17 protein-coding genes and 3 pseudogenes are annotated in these 19793 nt (G+C 51.8%); 12 read left to right on the plus strand and 8 right to left on the minus strand.

Annotated features, from left to right (window positions below; genetic code table 11):
- Positions 1 to 61: 61 nt before the first annotated feature.
- Positions 62 to 1191: pseudogene (locus MN084_RS02775) on the plus strand (IS256 family transposase).
- Between the two features lie 98 nt (positions 1192 to 1289).
- On the opposite strand, the pseudogene MN084_RS02780 reads toward MN084_RS02775, so the two are convergent.
- Positions 1290 to 1876, minus strand: a pseudogene (locus tag MN084_RS02780) (transposase); the annotation flags it as partial.
- 74 nt (positions 1877 to 1950) lie between these two features.
- Here MN084_RS02780 and MN084_RS02785 point away from each other — a divergent pair.
- From MN084_RS02785 to MN084_RS02795, 3 genes and pseudogenes are all read left to right on the plus strand, one after another.
- Positions 1951 to 2843: pseudogene (locus MN084_RS02785) on the plus strand (IS3 family transposase); the annotation flags it as partial.
- Positions 2834 to 2989 (plus strand): hypothetical protein, encoded by a 156-nt coding sequence (locus MN084_RS02790; protein ID WP_330178307.1) that lies wholly within the window; start codon positions 2834 to 2836, stop codon positions 2987 to 2989. The pseudogene MN084_RS02785 and the gene MN084_RS02790, both read left to right, overlap by 10 nt.
- Positions 2990 to 3095: 106 nt before the next feature.
- Positions 3096 to 3401 (plus strand): YcbK family protein, encoded by a 306-nt coding sequence (locus tag MN084_RS02795; protein ID WP_241084937.1) that lies wholly within the window; start codon positions 3096 to 3098, stop codon positions 3399 to 3401.
- 3 nt (positions 3402 to 3404) lie between these two features.
- On the opposite strand, the gene MN084_RS02800 is transcribed toward MN084_RS02795, so the two are convergent.
- Entirely contained in the window at positions 3405 to 3959 is a 555-nt protein-coding gene (locus MN084_RS02800; protein ID WP_241084936.1) for a hemerythrin domain-containing protein, read from the minus strand.
- A 194-nt stretch (positions 3960 to 4153) separates the two neighbouring features.
- On the opposite strand from MN084_RS02800, the gene MN084_RS02805 reads away from it, so the two are divergent.
- Complete coding sequence (locus MN084_RS02805) at positions 4154 to 6040, plus strand: ATP-binding cassette domain-containing protein (RefSeq protein WP_241084935.1); 1887 nt, start codon at positions 4154 to 4156, stop codon at positions 6038 to 6040.
- Between the two features lie 85 nt (positions 6041 to 6125).
- A complete protein-coding gene (locus MN084_RS02810) occupies positions 6126 to 6512 on the plus strand; it encodes a hypothetical protein (RefSeq protein ID WP_241084934.1) in 387 nt (128 codons plus the stop codon).
- A gap of 81 nt (positions 6513 to 6593) precedes the next feature.
- Here the strand turns inward: MN084_RS02810 and MN084_RS02815 are convergent, their stop codons facing one another.
- Positions 6594 to 7520: a histone deacetylase family protein gene (locus MN084_RS02815; RefSeq protein ID WP_241084933.1), complete on the minus strand. Its 927-nt coding sequence runs from the start codon at positions 7518 to 7520 to the stop codon at positions 6594 to 6596.
- 294 nt (positions 7521 to 7814) lie between these two features.
- Between MN084_RS02815 and soeA the strand changes: the two genes are divergently transcribed.
- The 4 genes from soeA (at position 7815) to MN084_RS02835 (ending at position 12708) form a co-directional block, all read left to right on the plus strand.
- Positions 7815 to 10715: a sulfite dehydrogenase subunit SoeA gene (soeA, locus tag MN084_RS02820; RefSeq protein ID WP_241084932.1), complete on the plus strand. Its 2901-nt coding sequence runs from the start codon at positions 7815 to 7817 to the stop codon at positions 10713 to 10715.
- Between the two features lie 10 nt (positions 10716 to 10725).
- A complete protein-coding gene (soeB, locus tag MN084_RS02825; protein WP_241084931.1) occupies positions 10726 to 11451 on the plus strand; it encodes a sulfite dehydrogenase subunit SoeB in 726 nt (241 codons plus the stop codon).
- Positions 11452 to 11469: 18 nt separating this feature from the next.
- A complete protein-coding gene (locus tag MN084_RS02830; protein WP_241084930.1) occupies positions 11470 to 12450 on the plus strand; it encodes a dimethyl sulfoxide reductase anchor subunit family protein in 981 nt (326 codons plus the stop codon).
- Between the two features lie 114 nt (positions 12451 to 12564).
- Positions 12565 to 12708 carry a hypothetical protein gene (locus MN084_RS02835; RefSeq protein WP_241084929.1) on the plus strand — a complete coding sequence of 48 codons (144 nt, stop codon included), beginning with the start codon at positions 12565 to 12567 and terminating at the stop codon, positions 12706 to 12708.
- 26 nt (positions 12709 to 12734) lie between these two features.
- Here the strand turns inward: MN084_RS02835 and MN084_RS02840 are convergent, their stop codons facing one another.
- The gene (locus MN084_RS02840; protein ID WP_330178516.1) at positions 12735 to 13913 is read right to left on the minus strand and encodes an IS256 family transposase; all 1179 of its coding nucleotides are present in this window, start codon (positions 13911 to 13913) and stop codon (positions 12735 to 12737) included.
- A gap of 351 nt (positions 13914 to 14264) precedes the next feature.
- Between MN084_RS02840 and trhP the strand changes: the two genes are divergently transcribed.
- On the plus strand, positions 14265 to 15569 hold the full coding sequence (gene trhP, locus MN084_RS02845) for a prephenate-dependent tRNA uridine(34) hydroxylase TrhP (protein ID WP_241084928.1): 1305 nt from the start codon (positions 14265 to 14267) through the stop codon (positions 15567 to 15569).
- Here the strand turns inward: trhP and MN084_RS02850 are convergent.
- From MN084_RS02850 to MN084_RS02865, 4 genes are all read right to left on the minus strand, one after another.
- Positions 15566 to 16096: a YaeQ family protein gene (locus tag MN084_RS02850; protein WP_241084927.1), complete on the minus strand. Its 531-nt coding sequence runs from the start codon at positions 16094 to 16096 to the stop codon at positions 15566 to 15568. The two genes, trhP and MN084_RS02850, sit on opposite strands and share 4 nt — an antisense overlap.
- Entirely contained in the window at positions 16097 to 17146 is a 1050-nt protein-coding gene (locus MN084_RS02855) for a DUF3549 family protein (RefSeq protein ID WP_241084926.1), read from the minus strand. It lies immediately after the preceding gene.
- Positions 17143 to 17586, minus strand: coding sequence for a YcgN family cysteine cluster protein (locus tag MN084_RS02860; RefSeq protein WP_241084925.1), 444 nt, complete (start codon positions 17584 to 17586; stop codon positions 17143 to 17145). Before MN084_RS02860 ends, MN084_RS02855 begins: the two co-directional genes overlap by 4 nt.
- A 1321-nt stretch (positions 17587 to 18907) precedes the next feature.
- Positions 18908 to 19306, minus strand: a complete 399-nt coding sequence (locus tag MN084_RS02865; protein ID WP_330178308.1) for a transposase — start codon at positions 19304 to 19306, stop codon at positions 18908 to 18910.
- Between the two features lie 133 nt (positions 19307 to 19439).
- Here MN084_RS02865 and MN084_RS19185 point away from each other — a divergent pair, with 133 nt between their 5' ends.
- Entirely contained in the window at positions 19440 to 19619 is a 180-nt protein-coding gene (locus tag MN084_RS19185) for a helix-turn-helix domain-containing protein (RefSeq protein WP_445083938.1), read from the plus strand.
- Positions 19620 to 19793: the final 174 nt, after the last annotated feature.

Here is a 19793-nt window from a genome sequence, read left to right on the forward strand (position 1 = left end):
GTGAGCATTCATGATCGCCCTGTGAGTATTGGCAACCATCGCCGCCTTGGCCACTGGGAGGGTGATAACGTTGAGGGAGCCAAGGGCTCAGGTGGCCGCTAAAAACATCAAAACTGAAGAAGATCTCAACGAGTTTCGGCAAATGCTGACCAGGATCACGGTCGAGGCAGCACTCAATGCTGAACTGGCTGATCATCCTGGCTTTGCCAAGCATCAACAATCCGAAGCGAGTAATAGCCGCAACGGCACGACCAGCAAGACCTTGCAAACGGAAGATGGCCAGTTTGAACTGGATACCCCGCGAGATAGAGCGGGCAGCTTTGAACCTCAGCTAGTTAAGAAGCACCAGCGTTGATTTACCTCAATGGATGACAAGGTCCTCTTCTTGTATGCCCAAGGTATGACAACCCGCGAAATCGTCACGACATTCAAGGAGATGTATGGGGCCGATGTCTCTGCCACACTCATATCCAAAGTCACTGATGCAGTTATCGAACAGGTTGTTGAATGGCAATCTTGCCTCCCTGGATGCGATTCAGTCTATTGTTTATCTGGACAGGATTGTCGTTAAAATCCGGCAAGACAAGAAAGTGATCAACAAAGCGATTTACCTCGCTCTGGGCGTCGACCTGGAAGGCCACAAGGAATTATTAGGGGAGAATGATGGGGGCCAAGTTCTGGCTGAACCTGCTGACAGAGCTTCGGAATCGCGGTGTGAAGGATATTTTGATTGCCTGTGTCGATGGCTTAAAGGGCTTTCCTGATGCCATCAACACGGCCTTTCCGAATATCCAGCTCTGTATCGTGCATATGGTACGGAACTCGATGAAGTACGTGCCTTGGAAAGACTACAAGCCTGTCACGGCTGATTTGAAAAATATTTACCAGTCCATCACCGAGGAAGAAGCCTTATTGGCGCTGGATAAATTCTCTGACCGATGGTACAACAAGTACCCCCGGATCAGCCGCTCCTGGCGTGCTCATTGGCAGAACCTGAACACGCTGTTCAACTACCCGGATGACATACGAAAAGTGATCTGCACGACCAACGCCATTGAATCGCTGAACAGCGTCATTCGCAAAGCGATCAAAAAGCGGAAGTTGTTTCCAACCGATGATTCGGCGAAGAAGGTCATCCACCTAGCAATCCAGGCCCCATCGAAAAAGTGGATAATGCCGACCCGTCATTGAGAACCAGCACTGAATAGATTTATGATTGAGTTCGAAGAATGCTTAGCGGTATATATTTAACCCAGGCAGTTACACAGAAAACTTTACAGGCTCACAATCATTGGCATTCTTGGTCGTATTATCTTCTTGCGTTTTTTAGTCCTCACTTGAAGACCTTCTTCGTTATAGACTCGGTAGGTCCGCTTCTTGTTTTTCACAAGCCTCTCGCCTCTCAGGAGGCCATGTAAAAACAAATAACCATAACTCGGATGCTTCTTTGCCAGCTCAAGTAACCGTTTGCGTAGAGGCTCATCTTTTCCCCATTGAGTAACGTACCGAAAAGCGGTTCTACTTAAGCCTGCTAATTGGCAAGCTCTACGCTCACTTAATTTGAATCGCGACTTAAGGTAGCTCACGATTTGTTTTCTATCAGCAGGCTTTACCACTTTTTTGAGAGCACATCCTTCATCGCCTCAGCTTCAAGCATTTTCTCGGCAAGTAACTTCTTAAGCTTGTTGTTTTCGCTTTCAAGCTCTTTGAGCCGTTTGGCTTCTGAGACATCCATGCCGGCGTACTTGCTTCGCCAGTTATAAAAGCACCCGGTTAAAATACCGAACTGACGACAAATATCATCAACTTTTACCCCTGACTCATGCTGCTTGATGGCACCAATAATTTGCTCTTCGCTGTAACGCTTCTTCTTCATGTTGAGATCTCCTGATATACAGACTAATTAGAAATCTCATCCTTGTCATGGCTCTATTTTTGGGGGAAAGGTCAGCCAATTTAAGCCTGGAACATGCCGCACTTAAGGATGTCATTGAAAAAAAGCTCTAAAGCCAGCTGAGAAGCGCGAACTGGTTGATTATCTGCAAGACGAGCATGTTCTGATTCAACGTGCAGCCTGCAGGGTGATCAATATTAGTTGAAGCAGTTATAACTATATACAGAACGAGACCGGCCCGTTATAGATGCACTGCAACAAGCTGGCGACGAAACAACCAACGTATGGATTTGGTTTGATGTTCGACACGCTCCGGGGTGAAGGAAAGCCCTGGAACCATAAGCGGGTATACCGCATATAAAAGCTACTGAAGCTTAATTTCAGACGCAAGGGTAAAAAGCGGTTGCCTAACCGTAATCCTCAGCCGCTGGTTGTTCCGGAGGCAATGAATCAATCATGGTCAATGGATTTTATGAGTGATTAACTGATGACCGGAAGGCGTTTTAGAGCACTCAACATTCTCGATGATTTTAACCGAGAGGCGTTGGCCATTGAGATTGATTTAAATCTACCGGCACCGCGCGTTATTCGAGTACTGGATAGAGTGATAGCGGAACGTGGTTATCCTGAGAAAATTAGGCTGGACAATGGCCCGGAAATGACATCAGTCGCGTTAGCCGATTGGGCTGAAGAACATAGCGTTTTGCTTGATTTCATCGAACCAGGTAAGCCTACACAGAACTCATTCATTGAACGATTCAATCGAACCTGCCGGACGGAGGTCTTGGATTTGTACCCGTTCAGCAGGTTATCGGAAGTCAGAGAAATCACTGAAAACTGGGTCAGGAAATATAATGAAGACCGGCTACATCAGTCACTTGGGAGATTAACGCCCGTAGAATACCGGCTTAAATATGAATCAGAAAGCTCTAAAGTTGGATGGCACTGAAACAGGAGGGTTACACCCCCGCCGGATCTGCAGATAGACTCGCCTCAATTGGGGTTATTGTGATCGCTGAAAATAAGTGGGATAGCAGTGACTGCTACATCATTGTTTTCATCAAGGAATTAATTGGCGAAAGGTCACTGATCTAATGTTCGCAACGGTGGTGGAAAAGCTCAACAATTGACCTCGGAAATGCCTCAATTATTAGAGGCCAAACGAAGTCTTTCTGAAAAGTACAGGTGGTGAACTTATAATTTGAATCACCACCCGGGATTGCTCTATCTCCTGCAGGGTGCTCAGGCCCGGCTGGGGAGTAGTAGGGAGTTCCAGATCATCTCAGGCTACTGGTTGCCCGCGACCAACAACATGCTACGCACAAATAGCTCCGGCGTTGCCAAGCGCAGCCTTCATATGCAGGGAAAAGCGATCGATATCTGTTTTCCCGGCTGTAGCTTGAAGCAGCCGCATAAGGTGGCGGTTTCACAGAAAGTGGGTGGAGTCGGGATCTATGCCAAATCCGGTTTCATCCATGTCGATACCGGCAGAGTGCGTTATTGGTAAGTGTTAAGAGCTGTTTTTCTCCTGTGCTAGGTACTCGAACAGAAGCGGGTAACGCGATGTCATGTTGGGATCGAGCAGGGGATCTTCAATGGCTGGAATTGCCCCTGCGGCTACGTCGAATGCCTCGTCACTGAGCTCCTTTCTTAAAAAGGGGAAGGCCTCACCCTCCTCGAACGCCATATGAGTGCGTTGGTGCTCAACATACTCCCAACCTAGTTTTGCCACTCTGTCCCGGGAGATGACGGAATTTTTGCTCAAAGCCTCAAGCGCCCGCTTGAATTCCCGTGTCAGATTCATTGTGATCATATGCTCGCCAAGCAGTTTCTCCATATGTTCACGACCCAGGTCGGAGTGAGCCAGCATGATCTGGTATAGCTGATCTTCTATGGGGTGATGAAAGGTGTCGGCGTAGTCGCCGAGATAGCCGATAATCTCAGATATCAGGGGAAAAGAGGGTTGGTCAGTCTGTTTAATCTTGTTGAGCTGCAGCTCCAGGGCGTCCATCAGTCGACTGATGTGGGCGTGATCCCGGTATAGTTTTTTTAACGTCCTATGCATGGTGTCACCCAGAAAAATGGTCAGGTCGAATAACTGCTGTTGGGAGTATGTTGCCCCATTGACCGCGCAATTTCTAGTGCCCTCACTGGCGTTGAATCGGATGAGCTGCTAAATATCACGGTTGCGTACTCCGGATAGGCTATAATCTTCCCCCCCCCTTTTTACTGGTTAACTTTCTCGAATCGAGGCATTTAATGGCGCTTATCACACTGCGCAGGATACAGGTTGGGTTTGGCGGTCCTCTATTGCTGGAAGATATCAATATCTCCATTGAGCGGGGAGAGCGGATCTGCCTGCTTGGTCGTAACGGGGCCGGCAAGTCGACACTGCTGAAACTGATGGCAGGTGAACTGCAGGCCGATGATGGGGAGATTTCGGTCCAGCAGGGCGCCCATATAACACGCCTGACCCAGGAAGTGCCTGCGGGGCTTGAGGGGACGGTGTTTGATGTGGCTGCCGGTGGCCTAGGATCTCTGGGCGAGCTGGTGAAGCGCTACCATCAGATCAGCGTTGAGCTGGCCAGTGACTACAGCGAGCAGTTGCTGGACCGGCTTGCCCATGTCCAGCATGAACTGGAGGCTGCCGATGGCTGGCAGACCGAGCAGCGGGTTGAGACGGTGATTTCGCGGCTTTCGCTTGATCCCGAGTTACAGTTTTCCGCTCTTTCAGGCGGTCTCAAGCGCAGGGTGTTGTTGGCAAGGGCTTTAGTCAAGGGTCCGGATCTGCTGTTGCTGGACGAGCCGACCAACCATCTGGATATTGAGTCCATCGACTGGCTGGAGGAGTTTCTGCTGAATTACGATGGAACTCTGCTATTTATTACCCATGACCGGATGTTTCTGCGTCGGCTCGCAACCCGGATTATTGAGCTCGATCGCGGCGCACTCACCGACTGGCCCGGGGATTATGATAATTTTCTCCGCCGCAAAGCAGAGATGCTCAATGCCGAAGAGAAGAGCAACGCCCGCTTTGACAAGAAACTGGCACAGGAAGAGGTGTGGATCAGGCAAGGGATCAAGGCCCGGCGAACTCGAAACGAAGGGCGGGTAAGAGCCCTTGAGGCACTGCGTTCAGAGCGTGTGAAACTCCGGGTTAAGACTGGAAATGTCAATATGGCCCTGCAGGAGGCTGAGCGCTCCGGCAAGCTGGTGGTTGAGGTAGAAGGGTTGAGTTATGCCTGGGATGAAGAGCCGGTGATTCGTGATTTTTCAACCACCATCCTCAGAGGGGACCGGATTGGCATCATCGGACCCAATGGCGCGGGGAAGAGCACTCTGCTCAATCTGTTATTGGGAAAACTGACGCCGGATGAAGGCGTGGTCAAGCTGGGTACCAAGATAGGGGTGGCCTATTTTGATCAGCTGCGTGCTGCTCTGGATGATACCAAGACGGTTCAGGATAATGTTGCCGAAGGCAGTGAAAGAGTGGAGGTCAACGGTGTCTCGAAGCACATCATCAGCTATCTTCAGGATTTTCTATTTACCCCTGATCGTATTCGCCAGCCGGTAAAATCGCTCTCGGGCGGCGAGCGCAACCGTCTGCTGCTGGCCCGTCTGTTTGCCAAGCCGGCCAATGTCCTGGTGATGGATGAGCCTACCAACGATCTCGACATGGAGACACTGGATCTGCTCGAAGAGTTGCTGCTGAACTACCAGGGTACCTTGCTGATGGTCAGCCATGACCGGGTATTTCTCAATAATGTAGTGACCAGCACCCTGGTCTTTGAGGGAGATGGCAGGATCAGGGAGTATGTAGGCGGCTATGACGATTGGCTGCGTCAGAGCAAGCTGAAGATGGAAACCCAGGTGTCAAAGAAAGCGGCAAAAAAGCCGTTTCAACAGAAGGCTGAGTTCAAACCCAAGAAGCTGAGTTATAAGGATCAGCGTGAACTGGATGCCTTGCCGGCGCGTATCGATGAGCTGGAAAGTGCTATTGATGAGTTGCAATCGACGATGGCAGATCCGGCGTTTTATCAGAAGCCGAGGGAAGAGATTGCCAAACTTGATATCGGTCTGAAGGAGCTCGAAGCTGAACTGGCGAAGGTCTATGAGCGCTGGGAAGAGTTCGAAGAGTCGATGTAGCCTGATGCGCCAGCAATACGACTTCCACCTTGATGGAATGCTCGTTATAAATGCGCTTTTTTAGACGAACACCCGGATTAAGAAATTGAAAAGACCATCACCATTATTGATTGCACTGTTCGGCGCGATTGGCCTGATTACCCTCTACAAATACCGTGTGTATAGCCTGGGAAATATACAAGAGACAAGGTTCTATCTCGCCACGCTTGCACTACTGGTCGCCTATGGCCTGCGGTGGATCATCACTGCAAAAATTGATCCTGACCGGCGTGTCAGCAAGATGCCCCGGGGAGTGAAGGTCGCTATGGCCTCGTTTCTTCTGGTCTGGGGTTTGCTGCTGCTGACCACGATCATTCTACTGCCATTCATTGGCCCCTCGGCACTCAAGCTGCTGATCGGTGTCTGGTCTCCGGTGATCTGGATCATCGGTGCTCTGCTGTTGATTCCCTTTGTTGAAAACAGGCTGCAGTAGATCGGTAAGCAATTACATTCGCGCTTGCTTTTTCCGGGATGCCGGTTTAAAGGCCAAGAGTAAAAAAATCGGGTGGTTCGACTAACTGTTTCCCAGTAAAGCATCCAGATGGGCAATCACACTCCGGCCAAGGGCATCCAGGGCATAGCCCCCCTCCAGTGTGGAGACAATACGTCCCTCAGCATATTTGTCAGCGATTTTCTTCAGTTCGGTTGTTACCCATGCGTAATCGCTCTCTCGCAACCTCAGTTGTCCCATTTCATCTTCTGCATGGGCGTCAAAGCCGGCTGAAATCATGATCAGTTGTGGCTTGAATGCTTCCAGGGCCGGTAGCCAGTGGTCCGTTACCTGTTGTTGGAATATTTTTCCATCCGTCCCGGCAGGGAGGGGAATATTGACGATGTGGGCAGTCTCTGTCTCATGCCCGGTAAAGGGGTAGAAGGGATGCTGAAAACTGGAGCAGAAAAGTACTCTGGGCTCCTCCTCAAAGATCGCTTCGGTCCCATTGCCGTGATGGACATCAAAATCGATAATCGCGACCCGGTCCAAACCATGGACATCCAGTGCATAGGCTGCACCCACCGCAACATTGTTGAAATAGCAGAAACCCATGGCGCGATTGCGTTCAGCATGGTGGCCAGGTGGCCGGATAGTGCAGAATGCGGAATCCGCCTCTCCCTTCATCACCAGATCTACCCCGTGGGTTACCGCCCCGGCGGCACGGAGTACCGCATTCAGTGTTTTCGGCATCATAAATGTATCGCTATCCAGCATCAGTATGCCTTCCTGCGGTGCATCGGTAATGATTCTGGAGACGTAATCAGGGTCATGCACTCTATCCAGGTCAACCCGCTGGACCATTGGGGCATCGTATTGCATAACCACAAACTCCATTCTGGAGGCGATCAACCGGTCCTGAATCGCATTCAGCCGTGCAGGCCTTTCCGGATGTTCAGATCCAACATCATGTAACAGGCAGTCGGTATGGGTTATGTAGGCGATAGGCATAACTAAACTCCAGTCATGGGTGAAGAATAATCGTATCCGTTTCTAAATGGATGTCACGTTTTTTAGAAAATTTTCATCATGCATTGGTAATGCGGCCCCGCCTTCAAGCTTACAGGGATGTGCCTCCGGCGTCTCTTGGATGTGCGCTCCCGGTCCTTGATCGCACGGACTTTTAGACGATTTATCATCCATGAGACGATAAAAGGGCAATCGGGTTGCGGTGTGATACCATGGAATATTAGAATCAGATGAAATATTGATTAACTCTGTTTTCATCATTGGGGTTACGAAGGTATGCAGGATCCAACAACCCGTTCTGATAGCGACATCGGGCGCGTAGAAGTCAAGGAGACCACCTGCTACATGTGCGCCTGCCGCTGCGGCATCCGGGTCACGCTGCGTGATGGGGAGATACGTCACATCGAGGGTAATCCCAACCATCCGCACAATCAGGGTGTGATCTGTGCCAAGGGCTCATCGGGCATTATGAAGCAGTACTCCCCGGCCCGGATTACCAAACCTCTGTTGCGTAAAAAGAGTGCGGAGCGGGGTACCTCCGGTTTTGAGGAGATCTCCTGGGCTCAGGCCTTCGGCATTATGGAGGAGCGCCTCTCCAAGATACGCTCGGAAGACCCTAAGAAATTTGCCCTGTTTACCGGCCGTGACCAGATGCAGGCGCTCACCGGTATGTTTGCCAAGCAGTTCGGAACCCCCAACTATTCAGCCCATGGTGGTTTCTGTTCGGTCAATATGGCCGCCGGGATGATCTACACCATCGGCGGCTCTTTCTGGGAGTTTGGCGGCCCTGATCTGGACCGTGCCAAGCTGTTTGTGATGATTGGAACGGCAGAAGATCACGACTCCAACCCGATGAAGATCCAGATATCCAAATTCAAACGCAGGGGTGGACGTTTCATCTCTATCAATCCGATCAGGAGCGGTTACTCCGCCATTGCCGACGAGTGGGTGCCGATCAAGCCGGGTACCGATGGCGCGCTGATAATGGCGTTGATTCATGAGTTGATCAAGCAGGGGCTCTATGATCGTGAATTTCTGATTCAGTACAGTAACGCCGCCGAACTGGTGGTGAATGACCCTGAACGCGATGATCATGGCCTGTTCAAGCGCTTCGAGATGCATATCGAGGAGGGCTGCTTCGATCCCGAAAACAAGCTCTGGTGGGATTCGGAACTCAACAAAGAGATATCCACTCACACACCGGGTTCAGAGCCTCGCCTGATGGGCGCCTATTGTCTGGAGGATGGCACTCCGGTGAAACCCGCTTTTCAACTACTGAAAGAGCGAGTGGAGGAGTACACCCCGGAGTGGGCTGAGGGGATCACCGGTATTCCGGCGGAGACGATTATCCGCCTGGCCCATGAAATGGGCGTTACTGCCCGGGACCAGAAGATAGAGCTGCCGATCCAGTGGACTGATTGCTGGGAGAATGAGCATGACTCAGTCACCGGCAACCCAGTGGCATTCCACTCCATGCGGGGCCTGGCCGCCCACTCCAACGGCTTTCAGTCAATTCGTGCTTTGGCTATCCTGATGACCCTACTGGGCACCATCGATCGGCCCGGTGGCTTCCGCCATAAGGCGCCCTTCCCGCGACCGATTCCACCCTGCCCGAAACCGCCCAATGGCCCCGAGGGGGTGAAGCCGGATACGCCGTTGGATGGTATGCCTCTGGGCTGGCCCTCGAAACCTGCGGATCTGTTTGTGGATGAAGATGGCACGCCGGTGCGCATTGACAAAGCCTTCTCCTGGGAATACCCGCTGTCGGTGCATGGCCTGATGCACAATGCCATCACCAACGCTTGGCGCGGCGACCCCTATAAGATAGATACCATGATGCTGTTCATGGCCAATATGGCCTGGAACTCATCGATGAATACCGCCAATGTGCGTGACATGCTGGTGGATAAGGATGAGGATGGGGAATATAAGATTCCATTCATTATCGTCTGTGACGCCTTCCAGTCAGAGACGGTGGCCTTTGCTGATCTGGTGCTGCCCGATACCACCTATCTGGAGCGCTATGACGCCCTCTCGATGCTGGACCGTCCGATCTCCGAATACAGCGGCCCGGTGGATTCTGTGCGAATTCCTGTGGTCCCGCCCACCGGGGAGTGCAAACCTTTTCAGGAGGTGCTGATAGAACTGGGCAGTCGACTCGGACTACCCGCTTTTGTCAAAGAGGACGGTAGCCGTAAATACCGCGACTACCCGGATTTCATTACCAATTATGAGACATCCCCCGGTTCCGGTATCGGCTTTCTTGCCGGCTGGCGCGGCAAGGGCGGAGAGAAGTTCCTGAAAGGAGAGCCCAATCCGCGGCAGTGGGAGATGTACCAGAAAAACGGCTGCGTCTATCACTATGAACTGCCCAAGTCATACCAGTACATGCGCAACTGGAACAAGGGCTACCTTACTTGGGCGCGTGCTCACGGTATGACCCGGTATGCAGAGCCGATTACCATTCATCTTTACTCTGAAGTGTTGCAACGGTTCCGCCTGGCGGCTCAGGGTAAAGGGGAGGGGCGTCAGCCGCCGGATCATTTGCGCAAGCGTGTCGAAACCCATTTTGACCCGCTCCCTTTTTACGGGGAGACGCTGCTCTCAAGGCTGTTGGATACCCAAGAGTATCCTCTCAATGCTCTGACTCAGAGACCTATGGCGATGTACCACTCCTGGGATTCTCTCAACGCCTGGTTGCGGCAGATCCATACCCACAACTATCTGTTTGTGAACCCGAAATTGGCAAGAGCCAAAGGGATCGAGGATGGAGACTGGATCTGGGTGGAGTCGCCCACCAATAAAGTGCGTTGCATGTGCCGTTATTCAGAGGCGGTGGAGCCCGGTACAGTCTGGACCTGGAATGCCATTGGCAAGGCAGCCGGTGCCTGGGGGCTTTCTGCCAAGGCCAACGAGTCGCAAAAGGGATTTTTGCTGAACCACCTGATACCGGAAGAGCTGCCGCCTTGTGAATCGGGCGAAAACCTTTCCAACTCAGATCCGGTGACGGGACAGGCGGCCTGGTTTGATGTGCGAGTGAAGATCTATAAGGCAGAACCGGATGAGCCGGAACAGACCTGGCCGCAGTTTTCTCTGCAAAAAAAGCTGCCGGGCCAGACATTACGCCGGGGGCGTTGGCAGTCCTATTTTGCAGGTAGATTTGGCAAAGGTTCTTAGGTAGAGATAAATGAGCCAGTTGGCATTAGTCATCGATTTGAATGTGTGTGTGGGCTGTCATGCCTGTGTTACCAGTTGTAAGGAGTGGAACACCTCCGGCTGGGCTGGTCCCATGCCGGATCAGCGTCCGTATGATGCGGACCCTTCCGGTGTCTTCTTCAACCGGGTGCAGACCTATGAAGTGGGCATCTTTCCCAATACCGAAACGATTCACTTCCCCAAGTCCTGTCTCCATTGCGAAGATCCACCCTGTGTACCTGTCTGTCCGACAGGGGCCAGTTATAAGCGTGAGGACAATGGGGTGGTGCTGGTGGACTACGATAAGTGCATCGGCTGCAAATACTGCTCCTGGGCTTGTCCTTATGGCGCAAGGGAGTTCGATGAATTTAACAAGGTGATGAAAAAGTGCACACTGTGTATTGATCGCATCACGGATATGAGTCTGCCCGAAGCAGAACGTAAGCCGGCTTGTGTCCTTGCTTGCCCAACCAGTGCACGCATATTTGGCGATGTCCATGATCCGGATTCAACGGCCTCCAAGGCGATCAGGGAAGAGGGTGGATATCAGCTGCAGCCTGAGTGGGGTACCCAGCCGGCTAATCACTATCTGCCGCGACGTAAAATCCGCATGCATATCCATGAAGATGAGCTGGTGCGTGCCGATAACCCGTTACGGAAAGAGGATTTGGAACTGCCATTCGATCAGGGTGAGACCCTGGACGACGTGGCCTGGTAACTCGATCCCGGAGTTTTTATGCATCCTGCATTTTCAGTTATTTTTCTTACGACCCTGATCGGTGTCGGCCAGGGCCTGTTTCTGGCGCTATATACGGGGCAGGTCCACTCTCTGGCCAACCTGCTGCCGGCCCAGGACAGCCAGGCGTTCTATGCCCTGGGCAGCTTTTTGGCGCTGTTTTTTCTGATTGCCGGGTTGGTCGCTTCTATCTTTCACCTGGGTCATCCCGAACGGGCCTGGCGCTCCATGACCCAATGGCGCACCTCCTGGCTCTCCCGGGAGGTGATTGCGTTGCCGGCCTTCATGCTGCTGGTCTTTTTCTACGGTTGCGTTCAGTACTTTGGCTTGACTTCGCCACTGTTTGTCATTGCAGGTACTCTGCCGGTGGATATGGCGCTGATTATCGGTTTTCTCGCCAGTGTCGGCGCTTTTGTGCTGTTTATCTGTACCGCGATGATCTACGCTAGTCTGAAGTTTCTGCGAGAGTGGCATACCCCCCTAACGGTGGCAAACTACCTGCTGCTGGGTATCGCATCGGGATTTATGTTGGCGGCCGCCTTCTCGGTATACAGTGGAGTCGACTTGGTGGTCTTCTTTGGAACCTGGGCGGTGATCTTCACTCTGACCGGATTTATCACCCGTGGCGCATCCCTGATCAGAAACCGGCGATTGCGCCATAAGTTGAATTTGAACTCAGCTATCGGTGTACGCCACCAGCAGATGGCACAGATTACCCAGGGGTTCATGGGCGGCTCCTTCAACACTCGGGAGTTTTTTCACGGCAGGAGTCCAGCACTGTTGAAACTGATCAAACACAGTTTTCTGGTGATGGTGTTTCTACTGCCGGTAATTCTGATTGTGACGGCTTATTTTATGGAGTCGGCTTCTCTGCCCATGTTTGCCTTTGCGGTGCAGTATCTGGGTTTAATTGCTGAGCGCTGGTATTTTTTCGCCGAGGCGAAGCATCCACAGAATCTCTATTATCAATCCATTGCCTGAAAAGGAGAGTGCGATGAAATACATGAAGCAATTAATCATTGGGACTTTAATCAGTCTGGTCAGCCGCACCCGGATATTGCCTACCACTCCATCCTTCGTACCGGACCGGTGGGCTTGGGTGATGAACTGGTGCCTGTGTTCAGTCAGGATATGAATAATGTGTATTCCTTGAAAGGGCGTTCACAAGTGGTGGCAGTGGCGACCGGTCATGCACTTAATCCACAAGATGGTATTGTGCTGATGAAAATTGAGTTATAGTCAAACTTGGTGTTTAGCCAGTTGAATCAAGCGGCGACCTGATCGACTCCTGCTACCTCAACACCCTCTTTAAATTTGATTCCGGTTATCACCTTCGCCAGGTAATCGAAACCCCGTAATCGTCTCCACGTCTTCTCGGCACACAGGCCGAGTTTGAATATCATGTGTAGCATGCCGTCACGCGATAGGCAGCCCTTGGAACGCTTGGTTCGATGGCGGATTGTCCCGAAGGTGGATTCAATCAGATTGCTGGTCCGAATGCTCTGCCAGTGCTGCGCAGAAAATTGATAGAAAGCCATCAGTTCCTCTCGGTCTTTGTGCAGACAGATGGCAGCCTTCGGATACTTTGGCTCATACGTTTTGATAAACAGATCAAAGGCCTTTTCCGCATCGGCCTGGGTCTCCGTCTGCCAGATGTTGTGCAGTGCCTGCTTCACTTTCGGCTGAGCTGACCTTGGCAGGCAGTTCAGCACGTTCATGGTTTTGTGCATCCAGCAGCGCTGCTGACGCGTCTCCGGATACACTTCCTCCAGCGTAGCCCAGAAGCCCATAGCACCGTCTCCGATCGCCAATTTTGGCGGGGTCAGTCCGCGTGACTTCAGTTTCAACAGTACCTCCCGCCAGCTCTGTGTGGACTCCCGTACACCATCCTCAATTGCCAGAAAATGCTTCTCACCACGCTCATTCACGCCGATCACCACCAGGGCACACAGCTTCGTCTGCTCTGCTCTCTGTCCGCTGTAGACACCGTCTGCCCACACATACACCCAATGGCCCTTATCCAGGCGCTCCTCGCACCTGCTCCGATATTCTTCTGCCCAGACCTGCTTCAGACGCGATACCCTGCCGGCCGACAAGCCTGTTGCATCCGGACCCACCAGCACTTTCAGGGCTTCACCCATCTCTCCACTGGAAATCCCCTTCAGGTAGAGCCACGGCAGCGCCGCTTCCTGTGACTTCGTCTTGCGTACATACGGCGGCACCAGAGCTGATCGGAACGTGACCGGCCCTAATCCTGTCTGCAGTTTACGAGCTGGCAGGTGACCATTACGCACCACACCCACCTTGCCATCCTCTGTCTGTCGCTCGACGTGCTCCGCCAACAGCTCCAGCAGCTCGGCCTCCACCACCTGGTAGATCAACTGCTCTGCACCACTTCTCAGCAACTTTGTCAGCGGATCGATAATCGTATCGCGACCTGCCAGCTTAACAACGTTATTCTTACTCGTGGTGGCGTATCTCCAATGGTTGTTTTGATGTCTCGCAACAACAAATCAACCAGATACCCCGCTTTTTTTCAATTCCTTTCAAACAACACTTTCAGTTATAACTGCTGCTGGTTGTTCTGCATTTTTGTATCTGCTAGAACCCTACCAGTAGAGAGAATTCCAATTACGAGGGCAAGGGCAAGCTTTTTCATTTATCTAATCTCCAATATCAATTTAGAGGTTTCCTTTAACTGATTAACTATGACAGCCCTCTTTTTAATTAACCCGGTAGAATAGCCACTCTATTGAGATTTTGAATCTGTTCCCCGGGGAATAGAGAGACAATTAATGAAAAAACCTGAACTGCTCGCACCTGCGGGTACGCTGAAAAATATGCGTTACGCTTTTGCCTATGGAGCAGATGCCGTTTATGCCGGCATGCCCCGTTATAGCCTGAGGGTGCGTAATAACGATTTTCTCGAGGATAATCTGCAGATTGGTATCAAGGAGGCTCATGACCAGGGGAGGAATTTCTACCTCGCCTGTAACCTGATGCCCCACGGCGCCAAGTTGAAAACCTTCATGGAAGACATGGCGCCGATTATTGAGCTGGGACCTGATGCCCTGATCATGTCAGATCCCGGACTGATTATGCTGGTACGGGAACGCTGGCCGGAGATGCCGGTTCATCTCTCTGTGCAATCCAATACCGTCAATTCGGCGACGGTCAAATTTTGGCAGCAGATTGGCCTAACCCGCATTATATTGTCCCGTGAACTCTCTCTCGATGAGGTGGAGAATATCCGCCAGGCCTGTCCGGATATGGAGTTGGAGGTGTTTGTTCATGGAGCGCTCTGCATCGCCTACTCCGGGCGCTGCCTGTTGTCAGGTTATTTCAACCACCGCGATGCCAATCAGGGGAGCTGCACTAACTCCTGCCGCTGGAATTACGGTATCAGTGAAGAGGAAGGCAAAGAAGGGATCTGTTCCACTTCACAATCGGGGCAGATTCGCCACCCGGAGGCAGATAAGGTCTATCTGCTGGAGGAGCAGGGAAGGCCTGGTGAATTGATGCCGGTGTTTGAAGATGAGATGGGCACCTACATTATGAACTCCAAGGATCTGCGTGCAGTGGAGCATGTTCATCGGTTGGTTCAGATGGGGATAGATTGCCTGAAGATCGAAGGGCGCACCAAGTCACACTATTATACTTCGCGCACCACCCAGGTTTATCGCCAGGCGATAAACGATGCCGTGGGGGGCCGGCCATTCCGGCCAGAGTTGATGGCAGACCTGGAGAGCCTAGCCAATCGCGGTTATACCGACGGCTTCTTCCAGCGGCATGAAAGCGAAGAGCTTCAGAACTATCGCCAGGGAAGTTCCAGCAGCAGCCGGCAGCTGTTTGTCGGGGAGATAACATCCAGCGATGAAGTCTCAGGACTGACTTCGGTGGATGTGAAAAACAAGTTTGCGGTGGGCGATCAACTCGAATTGATGATGCCTGATGGTAACCTGCGTTTTTCTCTGGAGGTGATGGAGGATGAGCATGGTAACGCTATGGAGGTGGCTCCCGGAGGCGGCTATAAGGTCCGGGTCAGGTTGCCGGAGAAGTGCGTGCCAGGGACCTCGCTGTTGACCCGCATTCTCGATTAAACGCGGATTAATTCGACATCCAGAGATTGATTGTCGGTGCTGAGATAGAGGATGCCTTCAGTCAGTGTAATCGACCAGTTGATTGAGCGGTGCAAATCGTCTACTGCTGCTTCCAGCAGGGCTTCTGGGAGTTCGAACATTGTCAGCCGGTCGAGTATATCCAGCTTTTCCCGGTGCATCTGAACCCATCTTCGGCTATGCCGGCCAAATAGAAAAAGAGTCACCCGGGCAGCTTTTTTGCAGGCGGTAGTGATGCGTTCAGGTGTCGGAAGTCCCACTTCTATCCAATGGGTGATTCTACCGTCCAGATCTCTGGTCCATATATCAGGTGTATCGCCCTCAGAGATTCCCTTGGTAAATTCCAGCTCCTCCTGATAACAGATCGCGTAGGCAAGCAGCCGGGCGACCAGCCGTTCGGCGGTCTCTGACGGGTGTCGTGCAACGGTGAGTTGCAACTCGGTATAGATGCCGAGATCCACGTCTGAAAGATTGATCGTGGCCCGGTGAACAGTGCTGCCAAGCGCCATTTAACCTCCAACCGACTGAAGAAAAGTACCCATCGCGAGGGCGAGTTGTTCCGAGCGGTGAGGGTTGCGCATCGCTTGCAGCAAGGGTTCCCGCATACTGGGAAGAAACAGAAGATCGATCAGACACTGGTTGAATCCCTCCTGGCCTGAGTCGCCATTCGCTAGGCGTTCGAGGTATTCAGCGGCGGTGATATCGCGCTTCAACAGTTCCCAGCAGCGGCTGCTGACAGCGGTCAGGATATTGCTATCGGCAGAGCAGGGGTGGTTCAGGATCGAGAGAACAAGCTGCAGCTTCAGCTCTTGATCGGCCGAGAGGGAGGCGCCGCGGATTGTCGCCTGGAGCAGAGCGCTGTCCGGTGACGCTAAATCCAACTCCTTCAATGTCCGGTCGAGAAGCGCCTGGGTCAGGGTGGTAGAAATCGCTTCGTTCTCCAGGCAGTGACAGAGCGCCTCCAGTGGCCGAATCGGCATCCGGGCAATGGCTTGAACCAGATCCTGCTGGTTCTCCTCGGAGAATCGGGCCGCGACCTCTGCAATTCCCTGGTATCCCAGGAAAGCCCATTGATCCCAGCCGAGATCGCCGCGGAAATACTCCCTGGCATGGGGATAGAATTCAGAAGGTGGTTGCCCCATCCGGAGGGCGGTTTTTGCATGAAATACGGCCATCCGGTCATCCCTTGGTTTGAAGGTGTAGGGATTATCCTCCAGAGCAGACGCTATCTGCTGTTCTGTTTCGGCCGCTAGTTTCTCTTCAAGCCGCTCCATCATGCGGTGCATGAAATCGTCCCGTGCCGCCTGAATTAGTTTGCCCTGTTCATCAAGGGGAAAACGGAGGAACCAGATAAAGGGTTCTGTGCCGGATTGGGCGTTGTCACAGAGCAGTGCAAACCAAGCCTGTCGCTGCAATGGGTAGGGATAGGCACGCTCTGTCTTCTCGAACTGTAAAAAATCTTCCCGGCTGATTTCAATGATACGGCGCCCGATGTCATAAATGGTCAGCCGGACGCCGGTACTCTCAAGGAACTCTGTAATGGTGCGGATTCTATTCATCTAATCCAGTCGATCATATGGTATTCGAGGTCATCGGCATCGAGTTCACTGACTACCCGTCCGCCGATCCTGTTGGCGGATTTGGTCAGTGAATCCCGTGTTCCTGAAACCAGGGGGTGCCACCAATAAAGCGGTTTTCCTTCTGCCAGCAGACGGTAGGCACAGCTCTCCGGAAGCCAGTAGGGGTCATCGAGCACTTCCAGTGTGACGGTGACGCACTCCGGCACATTGACCGATCTGTTCGGGTAATCGGTGCAGTGGCAGCTATCCTGATCCAGGTAGCGGCAGCAGACGTTGGTAAAGCGTATCTCCCGGGTGTCGATATCTTCAAGACGGTGCAGGCAGCATTTGGCGCAGCCGTCGCAAAGTGCCTCCCACTCCTCTTTGCTCAGGGCGGAAAGTGGTCTATTTTCCCAGAATTCCGGTTCTAGTTTAGTCATGATCTCATTCTGCCGGGCCGACATTTGGCCGGCGAATTTACGTATTTAGTCTCCATTGAATTATTCATAACCACATGATAAGTATTAATTAATAAACTATTTATGATGGAATAGTCTGCAAGAAGAGCCTACTTTATCATCAAGACCTTGCAAATATGAAACCACAAAGTCCGGATAACGGTGCTGATTTATTCCGTTCGCAACTCTCTCAGATCTTAAATCTCTTGCACCCACTGGTGCGGTTATCCGAGAAGATGAACGGGGAAAACTTGAAGTTGGCATTGATGTTATTTACAACGAAGGTGCTGGCCAGCCCCCGTTACTCACTCGCTTACTAGCGGGCCTACATTACCTCAAGTACACCTTTAATGAGAGCGATGAGAGCGATGAGAGCGTTGTGAAACGCTGAGTTGAAAACCTATATTGGCCGTACTTTGTGTGGATTTCAATAGCTGCAACACAAACTCCCCTTACACCCCTCCAGACTGGCTCGTTGGCGCAACCGGGTCGGTAATAAATTTGATGCGCTGTTGAAACAAACCATCGAGCTAGCGCTGAATACTAAAGCAATGAGCTTGCGTGAGTTAAAGGACGTCAATGTGGACACCACCGTTCAATAGGAGGCCATCACCTTCCCAACAGATGCAAAGCTCTACCATAAAATGCGTGACCTATTGGTATCTGCGGCACCAAATGACGCCAGAGCCATATCAGGGTAGGAAAGAATGCCTTGATCATGCAAGGACGATGTTCTCATGCTCAGCAGATGAAGCGTTCAGCGAGACAGACTGGAAAACTCAAAACGCACTTGGGCCGAGTGATGAGAGACATTGGGCGTAAGACACTGTACAGAGATGGTGAACTCACGGCGTTACTTGTACGCGCCAATCATTTACTTGGCACCACAACGACAAGACAAAAACAAGCTTTACAGCGTGCATGCAGCAGAAGAGGAATGCATTGCCAAAGGTAAAAAATACACAAGTGTTACGTGTTTGGCAATAAGCCCTCATTTGTGACCGGATCCAAAGTCAGCTGGTTAGTTGACACATGGCGTTTGACGGGTAACCCTTATGATGGGCATACACTCTTGGCGGCCACTTGAACAAGCAGAGAGTTTGAGCAGCCGAAAACTCAAGAATGCATATTGCGCATCAGGACTACTCTGGGCACCGCGTAGGCGATGAAATTGACGTTAAGCTTTGTGGCAGGCTCCTTAAGAGGGCGACTCGGTCAACCCGAAAATGGATGAAGCGCCGAACCGCTATCGAGCCGGTTATTGGGCGCCTTAAATCAGGCAATAGGCTAAATCGAAACTGCCTTAAGGGAACCCCAAAAAAAATCGACAAAGACCAATAGCCTCTAGTAAATCTGGAGAGTCCGGTATCTTCACGCCGACCCTGCCTTGCCCGATGCTACGCACCAATCGATTAGCCTGCTGGGCAAACGCATGCTCAACTCGAGCCCGAACTTTTGATCGTTTTCGGTTTGCCTCTTGCTCCCGTTCATTCAAGGGGCGTTTGCGTGTCGACTTACAATGAATCTGACTGCGGTAATGCGCACCCGGTAAAGCGGCTTCCCGTTCTATACTGCGGTAAGCAGAATCGGCCCAGACACTGCCATTACTATTGTTCTCATCCAGCAGTCCCCGAAGGCCTAGCTGTCGTGAACTTCTGCTGATGTGATGGCGTACTTGCGAATGAGGTGGATTCAACTCCAAAGTGCATCACCTGGATGACTAAAAAGAGATGATTTGAATGCCGGATAAAATAAGATTACGAAATCTTATTTACACAGGGGCACCGCAAATCGTGTTTTATCGCTATTTTGTCGCAAAAGAACGCCATACGCTCATGTATCTTTTGCATTGGCGTTTAAGTTATAGAAACATTGGTCGTCGTTTGGGTCGTCATCACACCACCATCTCACGTGAAGTGAAACGCAATGGTCGATTCATAGCCTGTTACCGGGACGAGTTTGCACAGAAACGTGCGATGGTTCGATGCAAGAAACCGAGGCACACTCGCAGGTGATCACATAAAAAACGCCTGTATTATGTCATCAAGCGGTTACAGGAGGATTGGTCACCGGAAACAATGGCTGGACGCCTCAAGCTGGATCACCCTCGAAGTGCATGTCTGCGGATTAGCCCGGAAGGTATCTATCGATGGATATGCGAGAATGCTGCACAAGCGGTTTTTTGCACC

Origin of the sequence: Candidatus Vondammii sp. HM_W22 (assembly GCF_022530855.2) — a bacterium.
Taxonomy (GTDB): Bacteria; Pseudomonadota; Gammaproteobacteria; order Chromatiales; family Chromatiaceae; genus Vondammii.